This is a genomic window from Sphingomonas sp. AC449, from assembly GCF_979253475.1.
In genome coordinates, this window is the sequence record NZ_CEEDCZ010000003.1 from 198,713 (window position 1) to 214,792 (window position 16,080).

At 65.1% G+C, this 16,080-nt stretch carries 14 protein-coding genes; 10 read left to right on the plus strand and 4 right to left on the minus strand.

The genetic code is table 11. The features are described 5' to 3' along the window. Positions 1 to 34: 34 nt before the first annotated feature. From AC0CH3_RS07540 to rsmA, 4 genes are all read left to right on the plus strand, one after another. Positions 35 to 2,299: an LPS-assembly protein LptD gene (locus AC0CH3_RS07540; protein WP_465237739.1), complete on the plus strand. Its 2,265-nt coding sequence runs from the start codon at positions 35 to 37 to the stop codon at positions 2,297 to 2,299. 154 nt (positions 2,300 to 2,453) lie between these two features. After that, positions 2,454 to 3,767, plus strand: coding sequence for a peptidylprolyl isomerase (locus AC0CH3_RS07545; protein ID WP_443019254.1), 1,314 nt, complete (start codon positions 2,454 to 2,456; stop codon positions 3,765 to 3,767). 13 nt (positions 3,768 to 3,780) lie between these two features. After that, the gene (gene pdxA / locus AC0CH3_RS07550) at positions 3,781 to 4,782 is read left to right on the plus strand and encodes a 4-hydroxythreonine-4-phosphate dehydrogenase PdxA (RefSeq protein WP_354299984.1); all 1,002 of its coding nucleotides are present in this window, start codon (positions 3,781 to 3,783) and stop codon (positions 4,780 to 4,782) included. Next, the gene (rsmA, locus tag AC0CH3_RS07555) at positions 4,779 to 5,627 is read left to right on the plus strand and encodes a 16S rRNA (adenine(1518)-N(6)/adenine(1519)-N(6))-dimethyltransferase RsmA (protein ID WP_465237740.1); all 849 of its coding nucleotides are present in this window, start codon (positions 4,779 to 4,781) and stop codon (positions 5,625 to 5,627) included. The genes pdxA and rsmA overlap by 4 nt, the downstream gene beginning before the upstream one ends. Before the next feature lie 4 nt (positions 5,628 to 5,631). On the opposite strand, the gene AC0CH3_RS07560 is transcribed toward rsmA, so the two are convergent. The 3 genes from AC0CH3_RS07560 to guaB all read right to left on the minus strand — a co-directional run bounded on the left by AC0CH3_RS07560 (position 5,632) and on the right by guaB (position 8,944). After that, entirely contained in the window at positions 5,632 to 6,132 is a 501-nt protein-coding gene (locus AC0CH3_RS07560; protein ID WP_156350535.1) for a tetratricopeptide repeat protein, read from the minus strand. Between the two features lie 49 nt (positions 6,133 to 6,181). Continuing rightward, positions 6,182 to 7,369: an RsmB/NOP family class I SAM-dependent RNA methyltransferase gene (locus tag AC0CH3_RS07565; RefSeq protein WP_354299988.1), complete on the minus strand. Its 1,188-nt coding sequence runs from the start codon at positions 7,367 to 7,369 to the stop codon at positions 6,182 to 6,184. A gap of 117 nt (positions 7,370 to 7,486) precedes the next feature. Beyond that, positions 7,487 to 8,944 carry an IMP dehydrogenase gene (gene guaB / locus AC0CH3_RS07570; RefSeq protein WP_056023327.1) on the minus strand — a complete coding sequence of 486 codons (1,458 nt, stop codon included), beginning with the start codon at positions 8,942 to 8,944 and terminating at the stop codon, positions 7,487 to 7,489. Positions 8,945 to 9,063: 119 nt separating this feature from the next. Here guaB and AC0CH3_RS07575 point away from each other — a divergent pair, with 119 nt between their 5' ends. Then, positions 9,064 to 10,050, plus strand: a complete 987-nt coding sequence (locus tag AC0CH3_RS07575; RefSeq protein ID WP_354299990.1) for an SPFH domain-containing protein — start codon at positions 9,064 to 9,066, stop codon at positions 10,048 to 10,050. A 5-nt stretch (positions 10,051 to 10,055) separates the two neighbouring features. Then, positions 10,056 to 10,487, plus strand: coding sequence for an NfeD family protein (locus AC0CH3_RS07580; RefSeq protein ID WP_354299992.1), 432 nt, complete (start codon positions 10,056 to 10,058; stop codon positions 10,485 to 10,487). Between the two features lie 82 nt (positions 10,488 to 10,569). Here AC0CH3_RS07580 and AC0CH3_RS07585 read toward each other — a convergent pair whose 3' ends face one another. Then, the gene (locus AC0CH3_RS07585; protein WP_457325462.1) at positions 10,570 to 12,171 is read right to left on the minus strand and encodes a phosphoenolpyruvate carboxykinase; all 1,602 of its coding nucleotides are present in this window, start codon (positions 12,169 to 12,171) and stop codon (positions 10,570 to 10,572) included. Positions 12,172 to 12,416: 245 nt separating this feature from the next. Between AC0CH3_RS07585 and AC0CH3_RS07590 the strand changes: the two genes are divergently transcribed. The 4 genes from AC0CH3_RS07590 to rapZ are packed head-to-tail and all read left to right on the plus strand — an operon-like array spanning position 12,417 to position 16,070. Then, positions 12,417 to 13,124, plus strand: a complete 708-nt coding sequence (locus AC0CH3_RS07590; protein ID WP_056023338.1) for a response regulator transcription factor — start codon at positions 12,417 to 12,419, stop codon at positions 13,122 to 13,124. Between the two features lies 1 nt (position 13,125). After that, a complete protein-coding gene (locus AC0CH3_RS07595) occupies positions 13,126 to 14,709 on the plus strand; it encodes a sensor histidine kinase (protein ID WP_354299996.1) in 1,584 nt (527 codons plus the stop codon). Between the two features lie 12 nt (positions 14,710 to 14,721). Then, positions 14,722 to 15,153 carry an HPr kinase/phosphorylase gene (locus AC0CH3_RS07600; protein ID WP_354299998.1) on the plus strand — a complete coding sequence of 144 codons (432 nt, stop codon included), beginning with the start codon at positions 14,722 to 14,724 and terminating at the stop codon, positions 15,151 to 15,153. Next, positions 15,150 to 16,070 carry an RNase adapter RapZ gene (rapZ, locus tag AC0CH3_RS07605; protein WP_354299999.1) on the plus strand — a complete coding sequence of 307 codons (921 nt, stop codon included), beginning with the start codon at positions 15,150 to 15,152 and terminating at the stop codon, positions 16,068 to 16,070. The genes AC0CH3_RS07600 and rapZ overlap by 4 nt, the downstream gene beginning before the upstream one ends. The last annotated feature ends 10 nt before the right edge of the window (positions 16,071 to 16,080 follow it).

Here is a 16,080-nt window from a genome sequence, read left to right on the forward strand (position 1 = left end):
GCACGAACGGTGGCCCGAATGCCAAAAGGGGCTGATGTTCATCGTGCTGCGTATCGACCTTTTGGCGGGTTGCGCCCTGACGCTCGCATTGCTGGCGGCGTCGCCTACCCATGCGCAGGATCTGCAGGACCGCCCGGTCACACCCCCTGCGCCCGAAGCGCCGGCGGCGGGCGCGCCGACGACGCCGGACGCGGACCAGGTCCAGTTCAGCTCGGAGACGCTAGAATATGACACGAACACCGATGTCGTGACCGCCAAGGGTGCGGTTCGCATGTTTCGCGAGGGAAGCCGCCTGCGCGCGGACACGGTCGTCTGGAACCGCAAGACGGGCAAAGTGCTCGCGACCGGCGATATCGCGGTGACCAACCCGCAGGGTGACATCGCCTATGGCGACCAGATCGAGCTCACCGATTCGCTCAAGGACGGCGTCGTCGACAATATGCTCGTGGTGCTCGAGCAGGGCGGCCGCATGGCGGCCGCACAGGGTACGCGCGAAGCGGACGGAACGCTCAACCTTCGCAGCGCCGCCTATACGCCGTGCTCGGTCACCAATTCGGACGGATGCCCGAAGGACCCGACGTGGAAGATCACGGCCGTACGCGTGACCTACCGTCCGCAGCGAGAGCGTATCTATTTCGACGGCGGACGACTCCACCTGTTCGGGCTTCCCTCGCTTCCGCTGCCCAAATTCTCCACGCCCGTGGGCGGCGGCAGCGACAGCGGTCTTTTGTCGCCGACCGCGAGCTACAGCCGGGTCAACGGGCTCGAGCTCGGCGTTCCCTATTATTTCAAGCTGGGGCCAAACAAGGGCCTCGTGATCACGCCTCGCGTCTATTCGAGCGTCCTGCCGATGGTGCAGGCCGATTATTCGCAACTGGGGACGAAGGGGGCGTTCAGGGTCAACGCCTATGCCACGGCCAGCCGGCGCAGCGACGATTTGCTCAACAGCAACCCCGCCGACACGGAGATGGCTTTTCGCGGCTATCTCGACGGCATCGCGCGGTATCAGTTCTCGCCGCAATGGAGTGCCAGCGCGTCGCTGCGTGTGACGACCGATCGCACGTTCCTGCGGCGGTACGACATTTCCCGCGATGATCGGCTCCGGTCGACCGCCAGCATTCAGCGGGTCGACGATTCGAGTTACCTTTCGCTGACCGCCTGGGCAGCGCAGACGCTCCGGGTCAACGATCCCCAAGGCCAGCAACCGATCGCGCTGCCGGAAATCGACTATCGCAAGCGGTTCGACGACGGCGTGCTCGGAGGCCGGTTCCAGCTGCAGCTGAACACGCTCGCGCTGACGCGAACGGATGGGCAGGACACGCAGCGCGCGTTCGCCAGTCTCCAGTGGGACCTCCGTCGTCTGACGCGGTGGGGGCAGGAAGTCACCTTCACCGCCTTTGCACGCGGCGATGCCTATAATACCGACGATACGCTGCTGACGTCGGTCGCGAGCTATCGCGGGAACGAAGGCTTTACCGGCCGCGCGATCGGCGCGGTTGCCGTCGACGTGAAATGGCCGTTCATCGGGTCGTTCCTTGGCGGCACGCAGCGTCTCACGCCGCGGGTACAGGTCGTCGCGGCGCCGAAGCTGGCCAATCTCTCGGTCCCCAATGAAGACAGTCGTGCGCTCGATCTGGATACGTCCAACCTGTTTTCGCTCAACCGGTTTGCCGGATATGACCGGTTCGAGGATTCGACCCGTGTCACCTACGGCGCCGACTGGGCGATCGACCTGCCGGGGATCGCGATCGAGACGAATATCGGCCAGAGCTATCGCCTCGACACGCGACCGACCATCCTCCCCGACGGCACGGGCCTCAGCGACCGGTTCTCGGATGTCGTCGGTCGCACGGAGGTCCGCTTCCGTGACTTCGTCTCGGTGACGCACCGGTTCCGCCTCGACAAGGACGGCTTCGCGGTCCGCCGCAACGAGATCGACGCCACGCTCGGCTCGCGCGCAACCTACATTCTCGTCGGGTATCTCCGGCTCAACCGCGACATCACGCCGGCGATCGAGGATCTCCAGGATCGCGAAGAGGCGCGCGTCGCAGGGCGTGTCCAATTCGCCAAATTCTGGTCGGCGTTCGGTTCGGCGGTCGTCGACCTCACGAACCGCGCGGAGGACCCCTTGTCGCAGTCGAGCGGCTTCGATCCGATCCGCCACCGGCTTGGTGTCCAATATGAGGACGATTGCCTGCGGCTCGGTGCAACGTGGCGACGCTATTACAACAACACCGGGGATGCGCGCAGGGGCAACAGTTTCCTGCTGACGCTGGCCTTCACTAATCTGGGCCGCTAAGCCCCTATTCAGCTACTGCACGGCAAGACGCGCGTTGCGTGCGACGATTACGCGATGATGGGATACCGATATCTTGAAGCATGATGTTCGACTGGCAACGCGTGGAAGCCGGGTAATCGGGGCAGTGGTCTTGGCGGCCCTAGCGGCTGGCGCCGTGGCGCAAACCGCGCCACCGGCGGCCAACTCGGGCCGCACCGTGTCCGATCAGAGCATACCGGACAATACCGGGCTCGACATTCCGGCCAACCTCCAGATCTTCGGCAAGGTCGATCCAAACGTTCGAAAGCCGACGGCGATCGTCAACGATTCGGTCATCACCGGCACCGATGTCGACCAGCGTGTCGCGCTGATCGCGATGGCAAACGAAGGTGCGAAGCTGTCGCCCGAAGACCGCGACCGGCTGAAGCTCCAGGTCCTGCGCCAGCTGATCGACGAGACGCTGCAGCTTCAGGAAGCGAAGACGGCCGACATCACGATCTCGCCCGCCGAACTTACCCAGAGCTATGACGCGGTCTCGAAGCGGTTCAATCGCACCCCCGTGGCGATGACCGCCTATCTGCGCGAAACGGGGTCGTCGGATCGTTCGCTCAAGCGGCAGATCGAGGGGGAGCTGGCTTGGCAGCGCTATCTCCGCAAGCGCGTGGAGCCGTTCGTCAATGTCGGCGACGAGGAGGTCAAGGGCATCATCGACCGCCTCGAGGCAGCCAAGGGCACCGACGAGTTCAACCTTAAGGAGATCTACCTCGCGGGTAATGCGACCAATGGCCAGCAGGTCTATGCCAACGCCCGCCAGCTGATTCAGGATATCCAGAAGGGCGGCAAGCCGTTCGATTATTACGCGACGCAGTTCTCGGAAGCGTCGACCCGTGCGGTCGGCGGTGATCTTGGATGGGTGCGCGCCGCAACGCTGCCGCCGCAGCTCGCCGAGGCGGCACAGTCGATGCAGGTGGGTCAGGTCGCCGGCCCGATCGAGGTTTCGGGTGGCTATTCGATCCTCTATCTGACCGACAAGCGGCAGGTGCTGACGGCGGATCCGCGTGACGCACGGCTCAGCCTCAAGCAGCTCACGCTGCGCTTTCCGGCGAACACGACGCAGGCACAGGCCGCGGTGCGCGCCGAGGCGTTCGCGCAGGCTACGAGGAATCTGCGGGGCTGCGGGACCGTCGAGAAGGTTGCTGCCGGGATCGGCGCCGACGTGGTCGACAACGACACCGTGCGGATCCGTGATCTCCCGCCGCAGCTGCAGGAAGTCATGCTGAAGCTTCAGGTCGGTGAGTCGAGCCCGCCATTCGGCTCCGCCGAACAGGGTGTCCGCGCGCTCGTGCTGTGTGGCCGCGACGATCCGCAATCGGGCGCGCTGCCAAGCTCGGCCCAGATCCAGGGTCAGCTCGAGCAGCAGCGCGTCAACCTACGTGCGCAACAGAAGCTGCGCGATCTCCGTCGCGACGCGGTGGTCGAATATCGCTGATCGAACGATGAGCATGCGCAATCCCTTGGCGGTATCGATGGGCGACCCGGCCGGAATCGGACCCGAAATCATCGCCAAGGCGTGGGCAAAGCGTGAGGCCCATGATCTGCCGCCGTTCGTGGCGATCGGCGACGCGCGGGCGATCGAACGGGTGTGGAACGGTCCGCTCGTCCGCGTTACCAGCCTCGACGAAGGCAGCGCTGCCTTCGCGACGGGCGTTCCCGTGCTCAGCGTCGAGGACGCGGGCGATGTCGTGCCGGGCGCGCCGGACACCGATGGGGCCCGATGCGCGCTCCATTCGCTCGAACTTGCGGTAGGACTCGTCCGGACCGGGGCAGCGCGCGCGCTGGTGACCGGGCCCGTGTCGAAGGCGCGTCTCTATGCGATCGGTTTCAGCCATCCGGGTCAGACCGAATTCGTCGCCGAACGGTTTGGCATTGCCGGTGAGAATGCCGTGATGATGCTCGCCGGTCCGTCGCTTCGGGTCGTACCCATCACCACGCACGTCCCCCTCAACGCGGTCTCGTCCTTGTTGACGATCGATCTCATCCTCGCACGGGGGCGCGCGACCGCGCGGGGGCTGACCCGCAATTTCGGCATCGAAGCCCCTAGGCTTGCGTTTGCAGGGTTCAATCCGCACGCCGGCGAACAGGGCGCACTGGGTCGCGAGGAGATCGACGTCATCGAACCGGCCATCGCGATCCTTCAGGCCGAGGGCATCAATGCGACGGGCCCGTTCGCAGCAGATACGTTGTTCCATCCGCGTGCCCGTGCGACCTATGATGCGGCGCTCTGCTGTTATCATGACCAGGCGCTGGTGCCGCTCAAGACCATCCATTTCGATGAGGGTGTGAACATCACGCTTGGCCTCCCGATCGTCCGGACCTCGCCCGACCACGGCACCGCTTTTTCGATCGCCGGCAAGGATATGGCGGAGCCCGGTGCGATGATCGCTGCGATTGCGATGGCCGGCCAGGCGGCGGACCGTCGTGCACGGTCCGCGCTGGCGCAATGATTCAACCGACAATGCCGTTGCCGCCGCTCCGCGAAGTCATCGCGCGGCACGGCCTGAACGCAAGCAAGGCGCTTGGTCAGAACTTCCTGTTCGACGGGCAGCTACTCGCGCGGATCGCGGCGGTTCCAGGGGATCTCCACGACAAGGAAGTTCTCGAGATCGGGCCAGGCCCGGGCGGCCTCACGCGTGCGCTGCTGGCCGCAGGGGCGCGGGTTACCGCAATCGAACGCGACCATCGCTGCATCCCGGCGCTCGGCGAACTCGGCGATGCGTTCCCGGGGCGCCTGCGCGTGATCGAAGGCGACGCACTGGCGATCGACGCCCCGTCGCTCTTCGAAGGCGCTCCGCATATCGTCTCGAACCTGCCGTACAATATCGGCACGGCGTTGCTCGTCGGGTGGCTATCGACGGGATGGATGCCGTGGTGGCAATCGCTGACGCTGATGTTCCAGAAGGAAGTCGCCGAGCGTATCGTTGCGACGACCGACAGCGATCATTACGGCAGGCTCGCCGTACTCGCGCAGTGGCGAAGCAACGCGCGTATTGCGATGCCGGTTCATCGCTCCGCCTTCACGCCGCCGCCGAAGGTCATGTCGGCGGTCGTTCACATCACCCCATCGCCCGCCCCGCAGGATGTCGATTTCAGCCTGCTGGAGCGGCTTACCGGCGCGGCGTTCGGGCAGCGACGCAAGATGCTCCGGCAAAGCCTGAAGTCGGTACCGGGCGCGCTCGATGCGCTCGACCGGATCGGTATCGAAGGAACGCGTCGCGCCGAGACACTCTCGGTGGTCGACTTCGTGGCGCTGGCCCGCGAGGCAGGATCAGCGGGCAACGCCTCCCGCTGATCGATCAGTCCTTGGCCGGCGCCGGCTTGGGAGCGACCTGCGCCGTCGTGATCGGCGGCCCCTTGGCGATCGTCGCGGCCAGCTGGCTTGCCTCGGGGCATGCGCCCTTGCAGATCGTCCGAATCTTGGCGAGGTTGTCGCGCGCACGAACGACCGCCCCCTTCATGACCAAGGCCGTGCCCTGTCCGTTGAGCGCGACGACGTCGTTCGGCTCGAGCAGCAACGCCTCGCGGTAGAGACGGATCGCCTTTCCGGGCAGGTCGCGTGCCTCTGCGACCTTCGCCAGCTCGATGAACGCCGCGCGATTGCGCGGATCGACCGCAACCGCTGTTTCCAGCATGTCGGTCGCACCGTCCAGATTGCCGGCCGCCTTCAGGCTGCGGCCCTGAGCCAGCAGCTGCATCGACCTGGGATCGATCTGATTGTCCGGGCGCTGGCCGCTGAGCGAGGTCGACACCGACACCACCGTGAGCGCGGCAGCAAAGGCAACGGTCGAAAAACGCATCAGGGTCTCCAGGCGGCGCACAGCGACATTGGCTAGCATTGCTAGGCGGCTAGCATGCGCGGATAAGCCGCGCGACAAAAAAGCCATCGGTCCCGTCTCGGCCTGGCTCGAGGCGGATACCGTGACCATGCTCCGCACCGGTGGGCAAGGTGAAGCGATCGACCTGCCAGCCGGGATGCGCGTTCAGGAACCAGCTGACCTGATCCGTTCCCTCCGCGTCCAGCAACGAGCAGACGATGTAGACCAGCGCACCGCCCGGCTTGACCAGCGAGGATGCCGCCGAGAGAACCTGCTGCTGCGTCGATTGCAGGCGCGACAGGCGGTCGGGGGTGAGCCGCCAGCGGGCCTCCGGGTTGCGCCGCCACGTCCCGGTTCCCGAGCAGGGAGCATCGACAAGCACGCCATCGGCCTGCCCGCTCCATTCGACCAGCGCGTCCCGCTCGCGACCGGGATTGAGCAGCATCGTGTCGATGATCGTCGCACCCGCGCGGGTTGCGCGGGGGGCGAGCCTCGCCAACCGGTTGCGGTCGGTATCGCACGCCAGGATAGCACCCTGATCGGCCATCGCCGCCGCCAGCGCGAGCGTCTTGCCGCCTGCCCCGGCGCAGAAGTCGACGATCCGCTGGCCAGGTTTTGCCTGCATCGCGAGACCGACGATCTGGCTGCCTTCGTCCTGAACCTCGAGTGCGCCTCCGTTGAAAAGCGGGAGCAGCTCGACATTGGTACCCAGCGGAAGCCGGATGCCATCCGGCGCCTTATCGGTAGCCTCCGCCTCGGGCAGCGCCGCCAGAACGGCTGCGCGGTCGGTTACGAGCCGGTTCACGCGAAGATCGAGCGTAGCACGGCCTGCCAGGTCGGTCAGCGCGGCGCCATCAAGCCCTGACGCGCGCAACGCCTTGGTCAGCCATTGCGGGGCGACACCCGCTCGTGCCCGCGGCTCATCCTTTGCGATCGACGCCGGCGCATGCGTCGAGCCATCGAAGGTTTCCGCAACGGCGGGATCGGCATCGGCGACGAGCAGCATGGCGGACCGCCCATCCTCGGGGCGATCGCCCGCCTTGCGGATGGCGGAATAGACGAGCTCGCGAACGGCCCGACGATCCTTCGACCCGGCATAGCGCCTGGTCGCGAAATACCGCGCGATCAGCGTGTCGGCGGCAGCGCCGCCTTCGCGCGCAGCGACGATGATCTGATCGAGCAGTTCGATCGCAGCCTGCGTTCGCGCCGGGGGGGTCATGCTGCTGCGCCCCCAACAAGGAGGGATATCAGCGGCGATTGGTACAACAAGCTCATCATCATGCCCTCCCCTAGCCCCTCCCGGCGCCGGGAGGGGAATATTTTCGGGGGTAAGCGCTTAGCGGGTCGGGTAGTTTGGCGCCTCACGCGTGATCGTCACGTCATGGACATGGCTCTCCATCAGGCCCGCGCCGGTGATCTGGACGAATTCGGCGCGCGACTGAAGGTCGGGGATCGTTGCCGAGCCTGTGTAGCCCATTGCCGCCTTGATGCCGCCGACGAGCTGATGAATGACGTCCTTTGCCGGCCCCTTATAGGCGACCTGGCCCTCGATCCCCTCGGGAACGAGCTTCAGCTGATCCTTGATATCGCCCTGGAAATAGCGGTCCGCCGAGCCGCGGCCCATCGCGCCGACCGAGCCCATCCCGCGATAGGACTTATAGGCGCGTCCCTGATACAGGAACGTCTCACCCGGTGCCTCGTCGGTCCCGGCCAGCAGCGAGCCGATCATGACGGTCGACGCGCCCGCGGCGAGCGCCTTGGCCATATCGCCCGAGGTCCGGATCCCGCCATCGGCAATGACGGGGACGCCCGCCTTGTGACCCGCTTCGGCACAATCCATGACCGCGGTCAGCTGCGGCACGCCGACGCCTGCGACGACACGCGTCGTACAGATCGAACCGGGCCCGATCCCGACCTTGATGCCATCGGCACCGGCGTCGATGAGCGCGCGCGTTGCCGCAGCGGTCGCGACATTGCCAGCGACGACCTGGACGGAATTGGAGAGCTTCTTGACGCGCTCGACCGCGCGGCCAACGTCACGGTTATGCCCATGCGCGGTATCGATCACGATCAGATCGCAGCCGGCATCGACCAGCTGCTCGGTCCGGTCGTACCCCTTGTCGCCGACCGTCGTGGCGGCCGCAACGCGCAGCCGGCCTGCCTCGTCCTTCGTGGCGTCGGGGAACATGACCGCCTTCTCGATATCCTTGACGGTGATCAGCCCGACACAGCGATACTGCGCATCGACGACGAGCAGCTTCTCGATCCGGCGCTGATGCAGCAGGCGGCGGGCTTCCTCCTTGCCGACTTCGGTCGAAACCGTGGCGAGGTTCTCATGCGTCATCAACTCGCTGACGGGCTGCTGCGGGTTGCCGGCAAAGCGCACGTCGCGGTTGGTGAGGATGCCGACGAGCTTGCCGTCCGCCTCGACGACGGGGATACCACTGATGCGGTGCCCGGCCATCAATGCCTGGGCCTCGCCCAGAGTCGCGGTCGGCTTGATCGTGATCGGATTGACGACCATGCCCGACTCGAACCGCTTGACCTGCCGCACTGCCGCCACCTGCTGCTCGACGGTGAGGTTGCGGTGGAGCACGCCAATGCCACCAAGCTGCGCCATGACGATCGCCATGTCCGCCTCGGTGACGGTGTCCATCGCCGAGGACAGGATCGGGATGTTCAGCGCGATGCCGCGCGTCAGTTGGGTACGCGTGTCCGCCTGGCTAGGCAGGACGTCCGACTCGCCCGGATACAGGAGGACGTCGTCGAAGGTGAGGCCGAGGCGGATATCCATGTAAGCTGCCGATCCTGGGTGTGAGGTGGCGCGCCATGTAACCAAAGCCGACGCGTACGGCTAGGCCTCTCGTCGGTCGACGTGCTATAGCGAAGCGATACACGGATGAGGGAGTTACCATGGGCCTCGTAATAGCCGCGCTCGCAGTGGCGCTGGTGCTTTTCTACCTGATGACCAGCATCAAGATCGTCCGTCAGGGATATCAGTACACGATCGAGCATTTCGGTCGGTTCACCGCGGTCGCCCGGCCAGGTTTCAACTTCTACCCCGCGTTCTTTTACCGTGTAGGCCGCAAGGTCAACATGATGGAACAGGTCATCGACATCCCCGGTCAGGAGATCATCACGAAGGACAATGCGATGATCTCGACGGATGGCGTCGTGTTCTTCCAGGTGCTCGACTCCGCAAAGGCGGCGTACGAGGTGTCGGACCTGTACCAGGCGCTTCTTCAGCTCACGACGACCAATCTCCGGACGGTGATGGGGTCGATGGACCTCGACGAGACCCTGTCGAAACGCGACGAGATCAACGCGCGCCTGCTGAGCGTCGTCGACCATGCGACGACCCCCTGGGGCGTCAAGATCACGCGCGTCGAGATCAAGGACATCCGGCCGCCGGCCGACATCGTCAACGCGATGGGCCGGCAGATGAAAGCCGAACGAGAGAAGCGCGCCAACATCCTCGATGCGGAGGGCTCACGCGCCTCTGAAATCCTCCGTGCCGAGGGACAGAAACAGGCGCGGATCCTCGAATCCGAGGGGCGCAAGGAATCGGCGTTTCGCGATGCGGAAGCACGCGAGCGCGCCGCCGAAGCCGAAGCCGCTGCCACCCGCGCCGTCTCGCACGCAATCGAGGAAGGCGGGGCGCAGGCGATCAACTATTTCATCGCGCAGAAATATGTCGAGGCGATCGGCAAGTTCGCAACTTCGCCGAACGCCAAGACCATATTGTTCCCCGTCGAAGCGACACAGCTGATGGGCACGCTGGGTGGGATCGGCGAACTCGCCAAGGATGCGCTGCGCGACACGGTCAGTCCACCCCCAGCCAAACCGGCGCCGCGTGGTCCGTTTGAACTGTCGTCCTCAACCGAACCGCCCACGACCTGATGGGAATGATCGGTGCGGCTGGCGCGTGGCTGATTGCCGCGCTTGTGCTCGGGATCGCGGAGCTTGCCGCGCCCGGGATATTCTTCGTGTTCCTGGCAATTGCCGCAGCCGTGACCGGAATTGCCCTTCTTGCGCTTCCGGAGTTGCCGATCGCCGTCCAGTTGGCGTCATTCGCGGTCTGGAGCACCGTGACGGTCCTGATCGGCCGGCGCTGGTACCGCGATTATCCCGTTGCGGGTGCCGACCCGATGCTGAACGACCGGTCCGCCAGGATGGTGGGGCAGATCGTGATCGTCGAAACGGCGATCGTGGAGGGACGCGGGCGGGTGTTGGTCGGCGATGGAAGCTGGCCGGCACGCGGGGACGACGCCGCGGCTGGGACACGTGTTCGGATTACGCGCGTCGCCGACGGCGTGGCGGACGTGACGCCAGTCTGACCCGACGTATACCCGGGGCGGGCGTGCAATATGCAGCACCCCCGCCCCGAAACAGACGACCGGTCAGGACCGATCCGTCCCGTTATGCCGCTTCGCGAGTCTTGGGTGCGGCCTGCCGGACGCCCTCATCGACATGATCGGCGAACTGCGCGAAGTTCTCGACGAACAGGTCGACGAGCTTTGCCGCCGTCGCGTCGTAGGCATCCTTGTCCGCCCAGGTGGCGCGCGGGTCGAGGATCGCGTCGTCGACGCCCGGGACGCTGACCGGCACCTTGAACCCGAAGTTTGGATCGGTCCGGAATGTCGCGTCGTTCAGGCTGCCGTCGAGCGCCGCGTTGAGCAATGCCCGCGTGGCCTTGATCGGCATCCGGTTGCCGACGCCATATTTGCCACCCGTCCAGCCGGTGTTGACCAGCCAGCAGTCGACGCCACCCTTTGCGATCCGCTCCTTGAGCAAATTGCCGTACACCGAAGGGTGGCGGGGCATGAACGGCGCGCCAAAGCACGTCGAGAATGTCGCATCGGGCTCCGTCACGCCGATCTCGGTTCCCGCCACGCGAGCCGTGTAGCCCGACAGGAAATGGTACATCGCCTGATCGGGCGTCAGCTTCGCGATTGGGGGCAGAACGCCGTAGGCGTCCGCGGTCAGCATCACGATGTTGCGGGGAACCGGGCCCATATTCTCATCCGACGCATTCGGGATGAAGTCGATCGGATAGGCACCGCGACTGTTTTCCGCGAGCGTGTGGTCGTCGAGATCGAGCAGGCGCGTCGTCGGATCCATCACGACGTTTTCGAGCACCGTGCCGAACCGCTTCGTGGTCGCGAAGATTTCGGGCTCGGCGTCCGCGGAGAGACGGATCATCTTCGCATAGCAGCCACCCTCGAAATTGAAGACGGCGGTATCGGACCAGCCATGCTCGTCATCGCCGATAAGGGTACGGCTCGCGTCGGCGGACAACGTCGTCTTGCCGGTGCCCGACAGGCCGAAGAATACGGCGGTATCGCCGTTCGGTCCCATGTTGGCAGAACAGTGCATTGGCATGACGCCGGTCGGCGGCAGCAGATAGTTGAGCAGTCCGAACACCGACTTCTTCATCTCGCCGGCATATTTGGTGCCGCCGATCAGGATGAGCTTGTCGGTGAAGTTGACCGCGATCACGGTCTCGCTGCGGCAACCATGACGGGCCGGATCGGCGCGGAAGCTCGGCAGATCGACGATCGTATAATCGGCTACGAAGCCCTTGAGCGCGGCCTCTTCGGGACGAACCAGCATCGTCCTGATGAAGAGGTTATGCCAGGCGAGTTCGGTGATCACGCGGACCTGGACGCGATGATCCGTCTGCGACCCACCGTACAGATCCTGGACGAACAGCTCCTTGCGATCGGCGAGCGCTTTGAAGAAGTCGGCCTTGAGCGCCTCGAAATGCGCCGGCTCCATCGCCTTGTTGCTCTTGCCCCACCACACGGTGCTTTCCGTCTCGGCATCGCGGACGATGAACTTGTCCTGCGCCGAGCGCCCCGTATGGGCCCCCGTCGTCACCACGAGGGGTCCATCGGCGGACAATGTGCCCTCGCCACGCTCGAGCGCGGCCTCGACGAGCTGGGCGGTAACGAGGTTCCAGTGCAGTTTCGCCGGGGTCTCGATCCCCTGTACTGCCAGCCCGCCATCGGGAATGCGCAAATCCGCCACGTCAACTCTCCATAAACTCTGCCGCATACGTATGTATGTGATTGAAAGTCGATGTATCCGGCGCCCCGGCACGGGTCAAACGGGGTAACCTACAATCTTACCATCGTCAGACATTTCATGACCCATATTGGCTCAAACGCGCGATGTTGTTGAGTGGCGCCCGACTTTGGCTTAGTCCGGTCCGCACGTGATGGATGCATGACGGATGCGAACGGCGATCGAATGACAGTTTTCCCATGACCGCGACGATCGCGTTGGTCGATGACGACCGGAACATCCTGACCTCGGTGTCGATCGCGCTGCAGACCGAGGGGTTCACGACGCGTATCTATTCCGACGGGGAAACGGCGCTCAAAGCGCTGACCGACAACCCGCCGGATCTCGCGATCTTCGATATCAAGATGCCGCGAATGGATGGGCTCGAGCTGCTCCGTCGGCTCCGCGAGAAGAGCCAGATTCCCGTCATCTTCCTGACCAGCAAGGACGACGAGCTCGACGAGGCGCTGGGCCTCGCGATGGGTGCCGACGACTATATCGCCAAGCCCTTTTCGCAACGTCTGCTGATCGCGCGTATCCGAGCGATCCTGCGGCGCACCGAACTGACGCAGTCCCCGGGATCGGAAACCGAAGCGGAGACGGCGGGTCCGCTCGATCGTGGTCGTCTGAACATGGATCCGGCGCGACACCGGACGATGTGGAACGGGCTTCCCGTAACGCTCACCGTGACCGAGTTCATGATCCTAGAAACGCTCGCGCAGCGGCCGGGGATCGTGAAGACCCGCAACCAGCTGATGGATGCGGCCTATCAGGACGACATCTACGTCGACGACCGGACGATCGACAGCCATATCAAACGCCTTCGCCGCAAGTTCCGCCAGGTCGACCCGGAATTCGATGCGATCGAGACGCTCTATGGCGCCGGATACAGATTTTCAGACGATTAGCATGCCCGCCCCCGATCTGCACGACATCGACGATCTGCGCGAAAGTGAAGATGGCCGGGATCTGACGCTGCGCTGGTCGGGCCAGATCTCGCTCACCCGGCGGATATTGGCGGTCAACATCTTCGCGCTGCTGCTGTTGGCCGGCGGGTTCTTCTACCTTGATTCCTATCGCAGCCGGATCCTCGACAGCCGCGTGGCGCAAGCCGGGCGCGAGGCACGGCTGATCGGCGAAGCGCTCGCCGCGGTCGCGCCCGACTTACGTGACCCGCTGATCGTTCGGCTAGGCAATGATACCGGCTCGCGTATCCGACTCTACGACGCTGCCGGAAAGCCGATCGTGGACAGCCGCTTGCTCGGACTGCGCAATTTCGTGCTCCAGGATCCCGACAAGGAGGATTGGGGTCAGGACGTCGCGCGCTTCCTCGACGCGGTGATCGATATCGTCGTGATGGCGCCGCGAGCACCGCTCTACCGCGAGCGCAGCGCCGGCCAATCCTGGCCCGACGTCGACCGAGCACGCCGGTACCAGCGTATCTCGGCGACCGTGTGGCGTGCGCCGGACCGTACCCCCGTCATCACGGCATCCGCACCGCTGCCCCGCGGCGGCGTCGTCATGACGACGGTGAACGCCCGGGACATCACGCGGACCGTCCGGATCGAGCGTTTCCGCCTGAGCATGGTTCTGCTGCTCGTCTCGATCGTCTCCGTGCTGCTGTCGTTGTTCCTGGCACGGACGATCGTCCGGCCCTTGCGGCGGCTGGCGCGCGCCGCTGTGCGGGTCAGGCTGGGACGAGCGCGCGAAGTGGTCGTTCCGCGACTCCCCTCTCGGCGCGACGAGCTCGGCATGCTGGCGCGCGCGCTGTCCGACATGAGCCTCGCGCTCCGCGCAAGGATCGATGCGACCGAGGCGTTTGCCGCAGACGTCACGCACGAGATGAAGAACCCGCTCGCTTCGCTGCGGTCTGCCGTCGAGGGTCTTTCCCGCGTGCGCGACCCGGCGCTGCAGGAGCAGCTGATGGCGATCGTCCGCGATGACGTCCATCGGCTCGACCGGCTGATCTCGGACATCTCCGACGCCTCGCGTCTCGACGCGCAACTGAGCCGGGCAAAGTTCGAGCCGGTCGACATGGCGACGCTGATCGATGGCCTGCTCGCACAGCGCACCGCACGGGGCGTCGAGCGGGATATCCGCATCCGTTTCGACCGCGGCACCGATGGCCCGTTTGTCATCCTCGGCGAGGGCGCGCGGCTCGAGCGCGTCATCGAGAATGTGATCGACAATGCCGTGTCGTTCTCACCCGATGGCGGGCTGATCACCGTGTCGACGGTTCGCGGGGCGCAGCATCTCGTGATCCGGATCGAGGACGAGGGACCGGGCGTACCGGAGGACGCACGGGACGCGATCTTCCGTCGCTTTCATTCGGTCCGACCGGAATTGGAGACCTTCGGCCGACATTCGGGACTGGGTCTGGCCATCGCCCGGACGATCGTCGAAGGCCATCAGGGTGCGATTACCGTCGAATCGCGGGAAGATCGCCTTGGTGGCGCACGCTTCGTCATCCGCATTCCCCTGAATGATAGTTGAGGAGCCTGCGCGATGGTCGAACTGTCATCGGACCGGCTGCATGCGACGGCGGTCGCGATCGGCGGCGTTGCCGTGCTGATCGAGGGGCCGTCGGGGTCGGGCAAGTCCGATCTGGCGCTGCGGCTGATCGACCGTGGCGCGGTGCTCATCAGCGACGACCAGACGCTGCTCATCCGCGCCGGTTCGCGGTTGCTGGCGCGCCCGCCGCAGACGATCGCTGGCAAGCTGGAGATCCGCGGCGTCGGCATCCTGTCTATGCCGCATGTCGCCGACATACCCGTGGCGATGCTCGTCAGGTTGCAGGACCAGGTCCAGCGCATGCCCGATCGGAGAATCCGACGGATCGCCGGGATCGACGTACCCGAAGTTGCGATCGAGCCGTTCCATAGCTCTGCACCGATCAAGATCGAATTCGCCCTGCGCAACGGAGTTGCACTCGCTTGACGACTCACCACAAACCTATCCTGCTTCTGACCGGCATGTCCGGCGCGGGAAAGTCCACCGTGCTGAAGACGCTGGAGGACCTTGGCTGGGAAATCGTCGACAATCTGCCGTTGCTGTTGCTCGATCGATTGCTCGATACCCCGCCCCCGCACAACGCGCTCGAGGACGGCAAGCAGCCTCTTGCGATCGGCATCGGCGCCCGCACGCGCGATTTTGACTCGCAGCGGATCATCAGTCGCATCCGCGATCTGCGTGACGAACACGGGCTGGAGATCAGCACGCTGTTTCTCGACTGTGCGAGCACGGAACTCGAGCGACGCTATTCCGAGACGCGACGTCGCCATCCGCTTGCGCTGGATCGCCCCGCCGGTGACGGCATCGCGCGCGAACGCGAACTGCTGCGACCATTGCGCGACTGGGCAAACCGGCTGATCGACACGACGACACTGTCCGCCAACGAACTCGCACAGCAGATTCGCGCGGAATTCGCGCGCGGTGAACGCGGAACGCCGACGCTGTCGATCCAGTCGTTCGGGTTCTCGCGGGGCCTGCCTCGCAACGCGGACATGGTGTTCGACATGCGTTTTCTGCGTAATCCGCATTGGGTCCACAGCCTGCGTCCGGGCACCGGACTGGACGGTAACGTCGCCGCCTATATCGCAGCCGACCCCGCCTATGAGGCCGCCCTCTCGCGGATCGAGGACCTGCTGCTCCTGCTGCTCCCGCGCTACAAGGCGGAGGGCAAATCCTATGTCAGCGTCGCGATCGGGTGTACCGGAGGGAGACATCGCTCGGTTCATGTCGCCGAACGGATCGCCGGACGGTTGCGCGTCGAGGGTTTTTCGCCCACGGTCATCCATCGCGACCTGGGGGCCGCGCCGCAGGACTCGCTCGAGGGACTACCGGTCGGCACATGAGTATGAAGCG

Excerpts from the sequence above, each read along its gene's own strand:
- AC0CH3_RS07540 (WP_465237739.1), top strand. The coding sequence starts at position 35 with ATGTTCATCGTGCTGCGTATCGACCTTTTGGCGGGTTGCGCCCTGACG.
- AC0CH3_RS07580 (WP_354299992.1), top strand. The coding sequence starts at position 10,056 with ATGATCGGTGCGGCTGGCGCGTGGCTGATTGCCGCGCTTGTGCTCGGG.
- pdxA (WP_354299984.1), top strand. The coding sequence starts at position 3,781 with ATGCGCAATCCCTTGGCGGTATCGATGGGCGACCCGGCCGGAATCGGA.
- AC0CH3_RS07565 (WP_354299988.1), bottom strand. The coding sequence starts at position 7,369 with ATGACCCCCCCGGCGCGAACGCAGGCTGCGATCGAACTGCTCGATCAG.
- AC0CH3_RS07595 (WP_354299996.1), top strand. The coding sequence starts at position 13,126 with ATGCCCGCCCCCGATCTGCACGACATCGACGATCTGCGCGAAAGTGAA.
- AC0CH3_RS07590 (WP_056023338.1), top strand. The coding sequence starts at position 12,417 with ATGACCGCGACGATCGCGTTGGTCGATGACGACCGGAACATCCTGACC.
- AC0CH3_RS07560 (WP_156350535.1), bottom strand. The coding sequence starts at position 6,132 with ATGCGTTTTTCGACCGTTGCCTTTGCTGCCGCGCTCACGGTGGTGTCG.
- rsmA (WP_465237740.1), top strand. The coding sequence starts at position 4,779 with ATGATTCAACCGACAATGCCGTTGCCGCCGCTCCGCGAAGTCATCGCG.
- AC0CH3_RS07575 (WP_354299990.1), top strand. The coding sequence starts at position 9,064 with ATGGGCCTCGTAATAGCCGCGCTCGCAGTGGCGCTGGTGCTTTTCTAC.
- AC0CH3_RS07600 (WP_354299998.1), top strand. The coding sequence starts at position 14,722 with ATGGTCGAACTGTCATCGGACCGGCTGCATGCGACGGCGGTCGCGATC.
- guaB (WP_056023327.1), bottom strand. The coding sequence starts at position 8,944 with ATGGATATCCGCCTCGGCCTCACCTTCGACGACGTCCTCCTGTATCCG.